Source organism: Methylobacterium sp. J-026, assembly GCF_022829585.1.
GTDB lineage: Bacteria > Pseudomonadota > Alphaproteobacteria > Rhizobiales > Beijerinckiaceae > Methylobacterium.
The window spans coordinates 1-13,314 of sequence record NZ_JAKSYC010000023.1 but is presented as its reverse complement, the minus strand read 5'-3'; the positions used below and the strand labels follow the sequence as shown (position 1 = coordinate 13,314).

The 13,314-nt window shown below is 71.5% G+C and carries 13 protein-coding genes; 5 read left to right on the top strand and 8 right to left on the bottom strand.

Annotated elements, in window-relative coordinates:
* Positions 1-432: NAD(P)H-dependent oxidoreductase (locus MKK69_RS00720; protein ID WP_243964743.1), on the top strand; the 432-nt coding region annotated here is incomplete at its 5' end.
* Positions 433-529: 97 nt separating this feature from the next.
* Here the strand turns inward: MKK69_RS00720 and ada are convergent.
* Complete coding sequence (gene ada, locus MKK69_RS00715; protein ID WP_243964742.1) at positions 530-1,639, bottom strand: bifunctional DNA-binding transcriptional regulator/O6-methylguanine-DNA methyltransferase Ada; 1,110 nt, start codon at positions 1,637-1,639, stop codon at positions 530-532.
* Positions 1,640-1,751: 112 nt separating this feature from the next.
* Positions 1,752-2,498: a YebC/PmpR family DNA-binding transcriptional regulator gene (locus tag MKK69_RS00710; RefSeq protein WP_243964741.1), complete on the bottom strand. Its 747-nt coding sequence runs from the start codon at positions 2,496-2,498 to the stop codon at positions 1,752-1,754.
* Positions 2,499-2,705: 207 nt separating this feature from the next.
* Here MKK69_RS00710 and MKK69_RS00705 point away from each other — a divergent pair, with 207 nt between their 5' ends.
* Together MKK69_RS00705 and MKK69_RS00700 are read left to right on the top strand one after the other, a co-directional pair.
* On the top strand, positions 2,706-3,749 hold the full coding sequence (locus tag MKK69_RS00705) for an SDR family oxidoreductase (RefSeq protein ID WP_243964740.1): 1,044 nt from the start codon (positions 2,706-2,708) through the stop codon (positions 3,747-3,749).
* Between the two features lie 103 nt (positions 3,750-3,852).
* Complete coding sequence (locus tag MKK69_RS00700) at positions 3,853-4,827, top strand: MBL fold metallo-hydrolase (protein WP_243964739.1); 975 nt, start codon at positions 3,853-3,855, stop codon at positions 4,825-4,827.
* On the opposite strand, the gene MKK69_RS00695 is transcribed toward MKK69_RS00700, so the two are convergent.
* The 4 genes from MKK69_RS00695 to MKK69_RS00680 form a co-directional block, all read right to left on the bottom strand.
* A complete protein-coding gene (locus tag MKK69_RS00695; protein WP_243964738.1) occupies positions 4,788-5,576 on the bottom strand; it encodes an HAD-IA family hydrolase in 789 nt (262 codons plus the stop codon). The genes MKK69_RS00700 and MKK69_RS00695 overlap by 40 nt on opposite strands.
* Entirely contained in the window at positions 5,570-6,256 is a 687-nt protein-coding gene (gene rpe / locus MKK69_RS00690) for a ribulose-phosphate 3-epimerase (protein WP_243964736.1), read from the bottom strand. The genes MKK69_RS00695 and rpe overlap by 7 nt, the downstream gene beginning before the upstream one ends.
* A 225-nt stretch (positions 6,257-6,481) precedes the next feature.
* Positions 6,482-7,342: a phosphoribulokinase gene (locus MKK69_RS00685; protein ID WP_243964734.1), complete on the bottom strand. Its 861-nt coding sequence runs from the start codon at positions 7,340-7,342 to the stop codon at positions 6,482-6,484.
* Between the two features lie 22 nt (positions 7,343-7,364).
* Positions 7,365-8,420 (bottom strand): class 1 fructose-bisphosphatase, encoded by a 1,056-nt coding sequence (locus tag MKK69_RS00680; protein WP_243964733.1) that lies wholly within the window; start codon positions 8,418-8,420, stop codon positions 7,365-7,367.
* A gap of 180 nt (positions 8,421-8,600) precedes the next feature.
* Here MKK69_RS00680 and MKK69_RS00675 point away from each other — a divergent pair, with 180 nt between their 5' ends.
* Both MKK69_RS00675 and MKK69_RS00670 read left to right on the top strand, forming a co-directional pair.
* Entirely contained in the window at positions 8,601-9,548 is a 948-nt protein-coding gene (locus MKK69_RS00675; RefSeq protein WP_243964731.1) for a LysR family transcriptional regulator, read from the top strand.
* On the top strand, positions 9,545-10,786 hold the full coding sequence (locus MKK69_RS00670) for an NAD(P)/FAD-dependent oxidoreductase (RefSeq protein WP_243964730.1): 1,242 nt from the start codon (positions 9,545-9,547) through the stop codon (positions 10,784-10,786). Before MKK69_RS00675 ends, MKK69_RS00670 begins: the two co-directional genes overlap by 4 nt.
* A 7-nt stretch (positions 10,787-10,793) precedes the next feature.
* On the opposite strand, the gene MKK69_RS00665 is transcribed toward MKK69_RS00670, so the two are convergent.
* Both MKK69_RS00665 and MKK69_RS00660 read right to left on the bottom strand, forming a co-directional pair.
* A complete protein-coding gene (locus MKK69_RS00665; protein ID WP_243964729.1) occupies positions 10,794-12,035 on the bottom strand; it encodes an MFS transporter in 1,242 nt (413 codons plus the stop codon).
* Positions 12,036-12,118: 83 nt separating this feature from the next.
* On the bottom strand, positions 12,119-13,033 hold the full coding sequence (locus MKK69_RS00660; protein ID WP_243964728.1) for an amino acid ABC transporter substrate-binding protein: 915 nt from the start codon (positions 13,031-13,033) through the stop codon (positions 12,119-12,121).
* Positions 13,034-13,314 lie beyond the last annotated feature (281 nt).

The window sequence follows — 13,314 nt, the reverse complement described above, 5'->3', positions numbered from 1 at the left end:
GTGTGGGTTTCACCGGAGCGGCACGGCACCCTCACCGGCGTGATGAAAAGCCAGATCGACTGGCTGCCGCTCTCCGAGGGCAGCGTGCGGCCGACCCAAGGGCGCACCCTCGCCGTGATGCAGGTGTCCGGCGGCTCGCAGAGCTTCAACGCCGTGAACGCCCTGCGCATCCTCGGCCGCTGGATGCGGATGATCACCATCCCGAACCAGTCGTCGGTGCCGATGGCCTACGACGCCTTCGACGAAGCCGGCCGGATGAAGCCGGGGCCGCTCTACGAGCGCGTCGTGGACGTATGCGAGGAACTGATGAAGTTCACGCTGCTGACCCGCGAGCGTGCCGACGACCTGGTTGACCGCTACAGCGAGCGGAAGGAGCGTGAGCCCGAGCGGTTGGCAGGCGTGGCGGCCGACCTGGGCTTTGCGAAGCGCTAGGTCGTCCGCTTCCAACCGCATTCGGACGTTCCCATCGAAAGGGCGGAGGATCCGCGTCACCCTCCAGATCCCCGCCGTCCCCACGCCGAGACCGGCGTCAGCCACCGGCCTCCCGCGCAAGCAGGTCCCGCTTGCGCGCCACGCCCCAGCGATAGCCCGAGAGGGCCCCGTCCGAGCGCACCACCCGGTGGCAGGGGATCGCCACCGCGATCGGGTTCGCCCCGCAGGCGCCGGCGACCGCCCGGGTCGCGGCGGGCAGGCCGATGGCGCGGGCGATCTCCGCGTAGGTCGCGGTCGAGCCGACGGGGATCCGCCGCAGGGCCTCCCAGACCCGCTGCTGGAAGGCGGTGCCGCGGATATCGAGGGGCAGGTCGAGGCCGCGGCCCGGCGCCTCCACGAGGCCGATGACCCGGGCCATCCAGTCCTCGAAGGCCGGATCGCCGCCGACGATCTCCGCCCCCGGGAACCGATCCTGGAGATCATGCAGGAGTGGCTCGGGGGTGTCCCCGAGCAGGATCGCGCAGACGCCCGCATCGGTCGCCGCCACCAGGATCGCCCCCAGGGAGCAGGCACCGATACCGAACCGGATGCGCAGGCCGGCGGCGCCCTTCCGATAGGCCGCGGGCGGCATGCCCAGACGCGGCGCGCCCTCCGCGTAGAAGCGGCTCGCCGCGCCGTAGCCGGCTTCGTACAAAGCCTCCGTGACCGAGCCCGCCCCGGGCAGCCGGGCGGCCAGGCCGGCGGCGCGCCGGGCGGCCGCGTAGGCCTTCGGCGTCACGCCGGTGACGGCCTTGAACACCCGGTGGAAGTGATACGGGCTCAGGCCCGCGGCCCGGGCGAGTTCGGCGAGCGACGGCATCGTCTCGGCCGATTCGATCAGCCGGCAGGCGCGGGCCACGGCCTCGGCCCGGCGGGCGGCGAGGCCCGGCTCGTCCGGGCGGCAGCGCCGGCACGGCCGGAAGCCCGCTTCCTCGGCCTCGGCGCAGGTCCGGTGGAAGGAGACGTTCTCGGGCCGGGCCGCCCGGGCGGCGCAGCTCGGCCGGCAATACACCCCGGTGGTGCGGACCGCGTACACGAAGCTGCCATCCGCCCGGGCGTCGCGGGCGGCAAGGGCCGCCCATCGCTGGGCGTCGCCGGGGTCCGTCCGCGGGGCGACGCTCAGGGCGGGGTCACGATGCGGCCCGGCGGGCGCCATGGGAAGGGGCATGAGAGGACCTGTCGATCGGGCGATAGCGCGCGTTCCACCCTGCCCGCCCGCCGCCGTTCCGGCATCCCGCTCCTTGCTGCCGAATTCGGCCGGACCGGCGGCCGCGACCGGATCAGGCCTCGAGCTTGGCCACCAGCGCGTCCGACAGGGCGAAGTTCACGTAGACGTTCTGGACGTCGTCCTGATCCTCGATCACCTCCACGAGGCGGATCAGCTTCTCGCCGGTCTCGTCGTCGACGTCGATGGTGTTCTGCGCCTTCCAGATCAGGCCGGTCCGGCGCGGCTCGCCGAACCGGGCCTCGAGCGCCTTGGCGACCTCGCCGTAGGAATCCTGGGCGCAGACGACCTCGTGGCCGTCCTCGCCGGAGCTCACGTCGTCGGCCCCGGCCTCGATGGCGGCCTCCAGCATCGTGTCGGCATCGGCCACGCCGGCCGGGTAGGCGATGACGCCGACGCGGTCGAACATGAAGGCGACGGCGCCGGTCTCGGCCAGGCTCCCGCCGGACTTGGTGAAGGCCGAGCGCACGTCGGACGCGGTGCGGTTGCGGTTGTCGGTCTGCGCCTCGACGATGAGGGCGGCGCCGCCGGGCCCGTAGCCCTCGTAGCGGATGTCCTCGTAGTTCTCGCCGTCGGCCCCGGCGGCCTTCTTGATGGCGCGCTCGATATTGTCCTTGGGCATGTTCTCGGCGCGGGCCGCGATGATCGCCGCGCGCAGGCGCGGGTTCATGGCCGGGTCGGGCGTGCCGAGCTTGGCCGCCACGGTGATCTCGCGGGCGAGCTTGCCGAACACCTTCGAGCGGACCGCGTCCACCCGGCCCTTCCGGTGCATGATGTTCTTGAACTGCGAATGGCCTGCCATGGCGTGTGAGACTTTGTTCGTTGGCGCGGGCGGGCGTTCAGGACCCCGCCGTCGCGGCTGTGAGGTCGCCGCGTTATAGGCCGCCCCGTTTCGACGAAGCAACGCGGGCGGCCATCGGCGGAGCGCCTGCCCCGGCGCAAGGGCGTGGAGGCGGAAAGATTTCCGCGGACGGGCGTTGGCGCAGGCAATCCCCGACCTGGAATCCCGATGGCGCACCGGAACAGCACAAGACCGACCGTGATGGTGACGGGCGCGAGCGCCGGCGTCGGCCGGGCGGTGGCGCATGAATTCGCCCGGCACGGCTGGAATGTCGGGCTCATCGCCCGGGGCGAGGCCGGACTCCGGGGCACGATCCGGGACGTGGAGCGGGCCGGCGGCCAAGCGCTGGCCTTCGCGGCCGACGTGGCCGATGCCGACGCCGTCGCACAGGCCGCCGACGAATTGGCCGAGACGTTCGGGCGCATCGACGTCTGGGTCAACAACGCGATGGTGACGGTCTACGCACCGGTGCAGGAGACGAGCCCGGAGGAATTCCGCAGGGCCACGGAGGTCACCTATCTCGGGCAGGTGCACGGCACCCTGGCGGCGCTCCGGCACATGGTGCCGCGCGACCGGGGCACGATCGTGCATATCGGCTCGGCGCTCGCCTACCGCTCGATCCCGCTCCAGGCGAGCTACTGCGCCGCCAAGGCCGCCGTGCGCGGCTTCGTCGACGCGCTCCGCAGCGAGCTGCTTCACGACGGCAGCCGGGTGCGTCTGACGATGGTGCAGCTGCCGGCGGTGAACACGCCGCAATTCGACTGGGCGCGTTCCCGGCTCCCCCGCAAGCTCGAACCGGTGCCGCCGATCTACCAGCCCGAGGCGATCGCCCGCCACGTGTTCCGGGCGGCCCACGACGCGCCGCGGGAATTGTGGATCGGCGCCTCGGCCTGGAAGGCGATCGTCGGAAACATGCTGATCCCGGGCTGGATCGACGGATACCTCGCCCGGCACGGCTATCGCGGGGAGATGACCAGCGTGCAGGCCCAGAAGAACCGCCCCGACAATCTCTACGATCCGGTCGACACCGATCCCGGGGCGCATGGCCGCTTCGACGCGCGCTCGACCGCCCACGTCGCGGCGGCCGATCCGCGCTGGCTGAAGCTCGGGATCGCGGCGGCGCTGGGTGTCGTCGCCGGCACGATGCTGTTCGCCACCGAGGCGCAGGGGCGTAGCGGAGGGCGCGCGATGCGTCGATCGGGCGGACGGTGATCAGCCCGCCCCGTGGGACCTCCGCGCGGCATCGGAAGTCCGATAGGCTTGCCGAATGCGGCGTGTTTCACCCCCTACAGTCCGGCGCTTCCGGGAGGATCTGATGCCAGCATCGACCCGTCGTGACCTTGTGCGGGGTGTGCTCGCCGGGGGTGCGGTCCTCGGTCTTGGCGGTCGCGCCGGCGCCGCGGCCGCCCTCGGCGGGAAGCAGGCACCGGGCTTCTACCGGACCCGTCTCGGCACCTGCGAGATCACGATCCTCAACGACGGTGCCCGAAGCTTCCCGATGCCGGATCGCTTCGTGCGCAATATCCCCCGGGACGAGGCACTCGGGGCCGCCCAGGCGGCTTACATGCCGCCGGGCCAAGTGACGGTGCCGTTCAACCCGACGCTGATCAATACCGGCTCGAAGCTGATCCTGATCGATACCGGCAACGGTCAGGTTCAGGGCGCACCGGTCGGTCGCCTCACGGCGAACCTCGCGGCGGCCGGGATCGAGCCCGAGGACATCGACCTCGTGCTGCTCTCGCATCTCCATCCCGATCACACCAACGGACTGAAGACAGCGGACGGGGCGCTCACCTTCCCGAAGGCCGAGATCCGGGCCGCCGCGCCCGACTGGTCGTTCTGGATGAGCGACGCCACCATGGCCCAGGCCGCCGATCCGGTGACACAGGCCTACTTCGCCAATACCCGCAGGGTGCTCGGCGACTTGAGGGACCGGATCGGCACCTTCGCGTGGGGCGAGGAGGTGGCGCCCGGGATCACGGCGCTGGCCGCCCCCGGGCACACGCCGGGCCACACCGCCTTCGCGGTCGCGTCCGGATCGGACCGCCTGCTGGTCCAGTCCGACGTGACCAACATTCCGGCCTTCTTCCTGCAGCACCCGGACTGGCACGTGATGTACGATTACGATGCCGATCAGGCGCAGGCGACGCGCCATCGCTTCTACGACATGGCCGCGGCCGAGAAGGCCCTCGTGGTGGGCTACCACTTCCCCTTCCCGTCGCTCGGTCATGTCGAGCGCGACGGGCCGGGCTACCGGCTGGTGCCCATCGCCTGGAGCGCGGCGCTCTGATCCCGTAGCGCTTCGTGCCACCGGATCAGGCCGGCGAGGTCGACCACGCCACCCGGCCATTCCACGCCGGCGAGGTGCCGGTGCGGATGCCCCGGCTCCCCGAGATCCGAGACCGCCGAGAAGGCGCCGTCGAGGCGGTGGCTGTCGGTGTAGCGGCTCCGGGTCGCCAGGACGGGCAGGCCGGCGGCGCGGGCCGATGCGATGCCGGCCGCGGAATCCTCGAAGGCCACGGCCTCCGTGGCCGCGACATCCAGGCCGGCGAGCGCCAGGAGGAAGATGTCGGGGGCGGGCTTCTTCCGCTCCGCCGCGTCGCCGGCCGCGATCACGTCGAAGGGTGTGGCGCCGGGCGGGAAGTTCACGCTCAGCAACCGGTCGACGTTCGGCCGGCTGGTGGTTGTGGCCACGCCGAGCCGGATTCCCGCCGCCCGGGCCTCGGCGACGAGCCGGGCAACGCCGGGGCGCAGCGGCAGCCGGCTCTCCACCACGAGGTCGCCATACGCGACGGTCTTGCGGGCGTGGATCTCCGGCGCCAGCGCCTGCAGCGCGGCGAGCTCCGCCGGGCGCCGCGTCGCGATGTAATGGGCGAGGCGCTCCTTGCCGCCCATGACGGTGAGCAGCTCGGCGTAGAGCGCCGCATCCCAGTGCCAGGCCAGGCCGAGTTCCCCGAAGGCGCGGTTGAACGCCTGCCGGTGCAGGTCCTCGGTCTCGGCCAGCGTGCCGTCGACGTCGAAGATCAGCGCCCTCAGCACGACAGATCGCGGCCGGAGGCGCCCTCCGCGCCGGCCCGGATCGCCGCGATGCGCTCCGCGTAGGCGTCCGGGCCGCCGCTGAACACGGCGTTGCCGGCGACGAACGTGTCGGCGCCCGCCCGGCTCGCGGCCCGGACGGTCTCGGGGTCGATGCCGCCATCGACCTGGATGCGGATGTCGCGCCCCGCCACCATCGCCCGCACCCGGGCCACGGAGTCCATGCTGCTCTTCAGGAAGCTCTGGCCGCCGAAGCCGGGGTTGACGGTCATCACCAGCACGAGATCCACGAGGTCGAGCACCGGCTCGACCATCGCGGCCGGGGTGCCGGGATTGATCGCCACGCCGGCGCGCTTGCCGAGGTCGCGGATGGTCTGGAGCGAGCGGTGGATATGCGGCCCGGCCTCGGCATGGACCGTGATGCCGTCGGCACCGGCCTGCGCGAAGGCCGCGAGATACGGGTCGGCCGGGGCGATCATCAGGTGCACGTCGAAGAACTTTTCCGTGTGCGGGCGCAGCGCCTTCACCACCGGGGGCCCGAAGGTGATGTTGGGCACGAAGTGCCCGTCCATCACGTCGAGGTGGATCCAGTCGGCCCCGGCCGCGTCCACGGCGCGGGTCTCCTCGGCGAGCTTCGAGAAATCCGCCGAGAGGATCGAGGGGGCGATGACGGGAGGCAGCATCTTGGAACTTCCAGCAACGATCGGGCACAGATGAGGGTCGGCGCAAGGGCCGATCCAACTCTGACCCTCATCCTGAGGTGCCGCGGAGCGGCCTCGAAGGAGCGCTCCAGGGGTCGCGCGGCTGGCTGGAGGGCTCCTTCGAGGCCTCCGCTGCGCTTCGGCACCTCAGGATGAGGGTCTGGATAAGATTAACGGTCCAAGCGGTTCCGCGGTGCGCCTCCCTGCTTACGCCAGCCGGCGCCGCCGTTCGACGAGCTGCATGATCATCGGCGTCAGGATCAGCTGCATGGCGAGATCCAGCTTGCCGCCCGGGATCACGATGGAATTGGCCCGGCTCATGAAGCTGTCGTGGATCATGGAGACGAGATACGAGAAGTCGATCCCCTTCGGATCCTTGAAACGGATCACCACCATCGATTCGTCGGCGGTGGGGATCCAGCGGGCGATGAACGGGTTCGAGGTGTCGACCGTCGGCACCCGCTGGAAGTTGATGTCGGTGAACGAGAATTGCGGGCAGATGGTCTGCACGTAATCGGGCATCCGCCGCAGGATCACGTCGGTGACCGCCTCGGTGGAATAGCCGCGGAACGAGCGGTCCCGGTGCAGCTTCTGGATCCACTCCAGGTTGATCACCGGCACGACGCCGATCTTCAGATCGGCGTAGCGGGCGATGTCGACATCCGGGTCGGCGACGCAGCCGTGCAAGCCCTCGTAGAACAGCAGGTCGGAATCCGGCGGGAACGCCTCCCAATCCGAAAAACTGCCCTCGGGGATGCCGTAGGCCTCGGCGTCGTGCGGATCGTGGGCGTAGTGGCGGGTCCGGCCGGTCCCGGACTCGGCGTAGCTGCGGAACACCGCTTCCAGCTCCGGCAGCAGGTTCGCCCGGGGCGCGAAGTGGGACAGGGTCGGCTCGCGCGCCATCATGGCCCGCATCGTGTCGCGGTCGAAGGCGTGGAAGCCGTCGCCCTCGATGAACACCGCCCGCACGTCCTCCCGGCGAAAGATCTGCTCGAAGGTGTTGCGCACCGAGGTGGTGCCGGCCCCGGAGGAGCCGGTCACCGAGATGATGGGGTGCCGCGCCGACATGGTGTTGGACTTCGCGTTGCGTCTACGACCGCATCAATCCGCGCTGGCCGAACAGCGGCGAGCGGCCGGCATCGGGCTTGCCGCCGGCATAATAGGCGGCCACGCAGGTGACTTCCTCGGGGGTGCCGCAGACCAGCGGCGCGCGGTCGTGGATGCCGGTGGCCACGAGATCGAGGATGCGGGTCTGCCCGTCGGTCGCGGCGCCGCCGGCCTGCTCGACCAGCATCGCCACGGGAGCGACCTCGTAGAGCAGCCGCAGGCGGCCGCGGGCGTAGTTCTTCCTTGCGTCGCCCGGATACAGGAACACGCCGCCCCGGGTCAGCACGCGCTGGATGTCGGCCACCAGGGAGGCGAGCCAGCGCATGTTGTAGTCCTTGTCGCGCGGGCCCTCGGTGCCGCGCTGGCAATCCTCGATATAGGCCTTCACCGGGGCGTCCCAGTGCCGGGCATTCGAGGCGTTGATGGCGAATTCCTTCGTGGAGGCCGGGACCGCCATGGCCGGGTTGGTCAGGCGGAACCGGCCCTCGGCGCGGTCGAGGACGTAGGATTGGGTGCCGTCGCCCAGGGTCAGGATCAGCGCGGTGGCCGGGCCGTAGGTCACGAAGCCGGCCGCGATCTGCGCCGTGCCGGGCGTCGTGAACGAGGCGAGCGGGTTGGCCGGGTCCTTGATCGACGGGCGGATGCCGAAGATCATCCCCACCGCCATGTTGACGCCGATGTTGGACGAGCCGTCGAGCGGGTCGATGGCCACGGCCAGCGGCGCGTCCGGATTCAGCCGCATCACCGCCTCGGCCTCCTCGGAGGCGACCTCGGCGACCGGGGCGCCCCGCAGGGCCGCCGTCACGCTCTCGTGGGCGATGACGTCGAGCGCCTTCTGGACGTCGCCGTCGCTGTTGTGATCGCCCGCCGCCGCGAGGTCGCCGCCGAGTGCCCCGCGCCCGATCCGCTCGCTGATCTCCACCGCCGAGCGCGCCACCGCGGCGATTACCGCGGCGGCATCCTTCAGCGCCGGGTCGGCCGCTACGGCCTGCGCCAGGCAGGCATCGAGGGGCGTTCCGATCGCCGCTGAGATTGCCATCGGCCTATCCTTCCTGGTCGGATCCCGCCTGCCGGGATCACGCGTCCGCGCGGGTTCTGTAGCGGCCGCACCGCCATCACGATAGCGGTCCCGGGCGCCGGATCGAAGGGACCGCCGGCCCGGCGTTCAAGATTTCTGCGCGATCTTGTGTCAAAGCACAAAAAATACGAGACCTCCGCCATGCGCAACCTCTCCCTCAAGCAGCTCCAGGCGGTGGCGGCGGTGGCCCGGCTCGGCACCATGACCCGGGCGGCGCAGGAACTGAACGTCACCTCGGCCGCCCTCTACGCGCGCATCCGCCAGCTCGAGGAAGAGGCCGGGCTCCTGCTGTTCGACCGGACCCCCGGCGGCCTCAAGCCGACCGATGCCGGCCGCGAGATGCTCTGGGCCATCGACAGCATCAACACGGTACTGGAGACCTGCACGGACCGGCTGCGGACCCTGCGCGGCGCCGAGGGCGGGCGCGTGGCGCTCGGCGTCGTCTCCACCGCCAAGTACTTCGCGCCCCAGGTGATCGCCGGCTTCGTCAAGAAGCATCCCGGCGTCGAGATCAGCCTGTCGGTGCGCAACCGCGGCCAGACCGTGGAGGCCCTGCGCGGCTACGAGATCGACTTCGCCCTGATGGGCCGCCCGCCCCGGGACTTCCCGATCGAGGCCGCCACCTTCGGCCCGCACCCGATCGTGCTGATCGCCGCCCCCGACCATCCGCTCGCCGGGCGGAGCGGCCTCGGCCGGGAGGATCTCGCCGACCAGCCGTTCTTCCTGCGCGAGGAGGGATCCGGCACCCGCATGGTGTTCGAGGAGTTCATGAGCGGCGTGCTGGTCAAGCGGGCGCCCCTGGAGATCGACACCGGCTCGAACGAGACCATCAAGCAGGCGGTGATGGCCGGACTGGGCATCGCCCTGCTGTCGGTGCACTCGGTGGCGGCCGAGCTGGACAGCGGGCGCCTCGTCCTCCTCCACGTGAACGGCCTGCCGATCCGCCGCGACTGGTACGCGGTCCGCCGGGCCGACAAGGTCCTGGGGCCGGCGGCCTCCGCGGTCTGGTCCTACCTGATGTCCGACGGCGCGCGCAGCCTGCCCGGCGTCGCGCAGAGCGGCCTGGCCCTGGCGGGGGCCAAGGCGTGAGCGCGGCCGGAATCGTCGTCGCGGGGGCGGGCCAGGCCGGCTTCCAGCTCGCCGCCTCCCTGCGCGAGGGCGGGTTCCGGGAGCCGATCACCCTGGTGGGCGACGAGACCGCCCTCCCCTACCAGCGGCCGCCCCTGTCCAAGGCCTACCTCGCCGGCAAGACCGACCAGGCGGGCCTGTTCCTGCGCCAGCCCGGCTTCTTCGCCGAGCACGCCATCGTCCACCGGCCGGGAATCCGCGCCGTCGCGATCGACCGGGCGGAGCGCCGCCTGCGCCTGTCGGACGGTGACAGCCTCGCCTACGACCATCTCGTGCTCGCCACCGGCGCGCGCAACCGGCCCCTGCCCGTCCCCGGGGCGGGCCTTGCCGGGGTGCACCAGCTGCGCGGCCTCGCGGATGCCGATTCCCTCAAGGCGGAGATCGAAGCGGCCCGGGCGATCGTCGTGGTCGGCGCCGGGTTCATCGGGCTGGAATTCGCCGCCGTCGCGGCCGCGCGCGGCCTCCCGGTGACGGTGATCGAGGCGGCGGGGCGGCCCATGGCCCGGGCGGTCTCGCCGGAGATGGGAGCTTTCTTCCGCGCCGCCCACGAGGCGATGGGCGTGCGCTTCGCCTTCGGGGCGGGCGTCACCGCGATCCTCGGGCGCGCGGGCCGGGTTGCCGGAATCGGCCTGGCGGACGGCCGTGAACTTACCGCCGACCTCGTCCTGATCGGCATCGGCGTGCTGGCGAACCGGGACCTCGCCGCGGCGGCGGGTCTGCCGGCCGAGGACGGCGTCCAGGTCGACGCCTTCCTGGCGACGCCCGATCCCGCCATCTCGGCGATCGGCGATTGCGCCCGCTTCCCCAGCCCCTTTGCCCGCGGCCTCACACCGGACGGCACGGTGCGGATCGAATCCGTCCAGAATGCCATCGACCAGGGCCGCTGCCTCGCGGCCCGGCTCACCGGAAAGCCCGCGGCCTACGGGGCGCTGCCTTGGTTCTGGAGCGACCAGGGCCCGCACAAGCTGCAGATCGCCGGCCTGTCGGGGCCCTCCGACGCCAGCGTGATCCGCGGCTCCGGACCCGCCTTCTCGGTGTTCCGCTTCCGCGACGGGGCCTTGAGCGCGGTGGAATCGGTCGACCGGGCGGGCGACCACATGATCGCCCGGCGCCTCCTCGCCGCCGGCACGCCGCTGACCCCGGATCAGGCGGAAGATCCGGTCTTCGACCTCAAGGCCCTGGCGTTGCAGCGGCCCTGAAGCCGGGTCATCCCGGGAACGCCACCGGCACCGGCTTCTGCCGCAGGGCGAGGGCCGTGCCGATCCCCAGCGCCAGGATGGTCACCGCACATCCGAAGAGCGCCCCGAACTGGCCGAGCCGGATCAGCGCCTCCCCCAGCACCGCGACGCCGAGCGCCTGCCCGCAGAAGAACGAGAAGGCGTGGAGCGCCACCGCGGAGGCGCGCGCCCCGGGCGCGACCTCGGTGACCTGGGTCTGGTAGGTGTTGTGCAGCATGTAGAAGCCGAGGCCCATGGCGGTGAGCGCGGCGCAATCGACCTGCCACGTGCCGGCGAGCCCGACCACGGTGAGCGAGGCGCCGCAGATCAGGCCGCCGCCGATGAGCATCCGCGGCAGGCCGAGGAGCCGCACCAGCAGCCCGACCAGCGCCGAGTAGAGCAGGCCGCCGACCGCGAACCCCGCCAGCACGAGGCCGGCCTCGCGCGGTCCACCCTCGCCCCGGGCCTCGATCAGCGGGGCGAGGTGGGGGAACACGCCGAAGATCGCGATGGCCTCGATGAACACCGCCGAGAACAGCACCCGCGCCCGGGGATTGCCCAGGATCGTCCGGTAGCGCCGCACCGCCTCGCCGAAGGCCGGGCGGCGGGCGGGGGCCCGGCCGGCGCGGTCGAAGCCGAACACGGTCGCCGCGCAGGCGCAGGCCGCCACGGCGGCGGTGACCGCGAAGACGCCGCGCCAGCCGATCGCGGCCTCGATCAGGCCCGCGAAGGTCGAGCCGGAGAGCTGGCCGAGGATCACCGCCACCAGGAAGCGCCCGATCGCCACCTGCCGGCTCGCCATCGGCACGCGGTCGCCGAGCAGCGCCAGGGACAGCGGGATGCAGCCCCCGGCCGCCGCGCCGGCCAGCATCCGCAGGCCGAACAGGCTGCCGATATCGGGGGCGACGCTGCACAGGGTGAGGGCGACGGCGAGCACCGCCAGACAGGTGCTCATCACCCGCTCCTTGCCGAGCGCGTCGCCGATCGGCCCGAGCACCGGCTGGATGAACGCGTAGGGCAGCGCGAACGCGGTGGAGAGGAGCGCCACCGTGTGGGCGTTGCTGGCGAGGTCCCGGGCGAGCACGCCGACGAGGGGCTCCACCGAACGGAGCGCGAAGGTGCTGCCGAACCCCGCGCAGGCCAGCACGACGATCAGGCGCGGAATCGACGTGGCCGGCGGTGCGGGGAGCGCCGCGGCTGGTGCGCGAGCCGGCTCTGGGCTGTCGGGCATGGGGAACGCTTCGCGACGCGGGCCAAATCAGACCCGCGGCATCGCATCTCCCCGGCCGGAGCGGAACCCCGCCGCGCGACAGATCAGTGCGCGTAGAAGGCCGGATCCGGATTGTCGGTCGGATGGGCGAACGCCCAGCGCAGGGCCGAGGAGAGCGGCACGTTGTAGGTCAGGCCGCGCGGCGGCACCGGCTTCAGGAACCAGCGGTCGTAGATCGTGAGGATCTCGGGGCTGCGGTAGAGGTCGGCGGTCGCCAGGTCCACCACCGCCTTGAAGGCCGGATCGTCCCTGCGCAGCATGATCCCGTAGGGTTCCGGATTGGACAGGGTCTCGTCGCTGACCACGTAGGCGGACGGGTCCTTGGACTGGGCCGCGATGACGCTCAGCTGCACGTCGTCCATGACGAAGGCCGCCGCCCGGCCGGTCTCGACCATCAGGAAGGCCTCCGGAACGTCCTTCGCGGCGATCACCGTGATACCGAGCCTGCGCTCGTTGTTGGCCTTGATCAGCATCAGGATGTTGGTCGAACCGGCCACCGACGCGACCGTCTTGCCGCGCAGGTCATCCAGGCCGGCGATGTGCTGGTCCTTCTTGGAGACGAAGCGGGTGGCGGTCAGGAAGTGGGTGTTGGTGAAGTCCACCTGCTTCTTGCGCTCGGCGTTATTGGTGGTGGTCCCGCATTCGAGGTCGATCGTGCCGTTGGTTATCAGCGGGATGCGGGACGAGGAATTGACGAATTCCATCGCGACCTCGAGGCCCGGCATCTTCAGCTCGCGCTTCACCGCCTCGGCGATCTTGAGGCAGATGTCGACGGCGAAGCCGACCACCTTCTGGTTCTGATCCAGGTAGCTGAACGGCGTCGCGGTATCGCGGACGCCGAGCACCAGCCGGTTGCTGTCCTTGATCTTCTTGAGGGTGCCGGTCAGCGCGTCGGCCCGGGCCGGTGCGGCCAGGGGAAGCGCGACGAGGAGGGCGAGAAGCGGGGTGAGCAAACGCATGGGCGGGCTGGGTCCGTTCGTCGCGCGGCTGGGACGCCGTCCGGACTGGCCGGCGGAGCCCGGATGCGCGCCGGTTCAGGCTCCGCGGAGCCCACCAGCAAGAGTCCGGCCGCGATGACACCGGGGACTGTAATGACGATCTGTTTTGGTCAGTATGCGCGGCGCGCCCGGGGGTTATTCCTCGCCCTCGTTCGGTCGAAGGACTCGCAGAGCCCGCAACGCGTCGGTGGCGAAATCCAGGATGGCGTTCACCCGCGCCGGCCGGAAGTCCTGGCTCGGCG

Bases quoted from the DNA above. Each gene is read 5' to 3' on its own strand.
- rpe (WP_243964736.1), bottom strand. From the start codon at position 6,256: ATGCTGCCTCCCGTCATCGCCCCCTCGATCCTCTCGGCGGATTTCTCG.
- MKK69_RS00710 (WP_243964741.1), bottom strand. From the start codon at position 2,498: ATGGCAGGCCATTCGCAGTTCAAGAACATCATGCACCGGAAGGGCCGG.
- MKK69_RS00665 (WP_243964729.1), bottom strand. From the start codon at position 12,035: ATGCCCGACAGCCCAGAGCCGGCTCGCGCACCAGCCGCGGCGCTCCCC.
- MKK69_RS00660 (WP_243964728.1), bottom strand. From the start codon at position 13,033: ATGCGTTTGCTCACCCCGCTTCTCGCCCTCCTCGTCGCGCTTCCCCTG.
- MKK69_RS00680 (WP_243964733.1), bottom strand. From the start codon at position 8,420: ATGGCAATCTCAGCGGCGATCGGAACGCCCCTCGATGCCTGCCTGGCG.
- MKK69_RS00700 (WP_243964739.1), top strand. From the start codon at position 3,853: ATGCCAGCATCGACCCGTCGTGACCTTGTGCGGGGTGTGCTCGCCGGG.
- MKK69_RS00685 (WP_243964734.1), bottom strand. From the start codon at position 7,342: ATGTCGGCGCGGCACCCCATCATCTCGGTGACCGGCTCCTCCGGGGCC.
- MKK69_RS00675 (WP_243964731.1), top strand. From the start codon at position 8,601: ATGCGCAACCTCTCCCTCAAGCAGCTCCAGGCGGTGGCGGCGGTGGCC.
- ada (WP_243964742.1), bottom strand. From the start codon at position 1,639: ATGCCCCTTCCCATGGCGCCCGCCGGGCCGCATCGTGACCCCGCCCTG.
- MKK69_RS00705 (WP_243964740.1), top strand. From the start codon at position 2,706: ATGGCGCACCGGAACAGCACAAGACCGACCGTGATGGTGACGGGCGCG.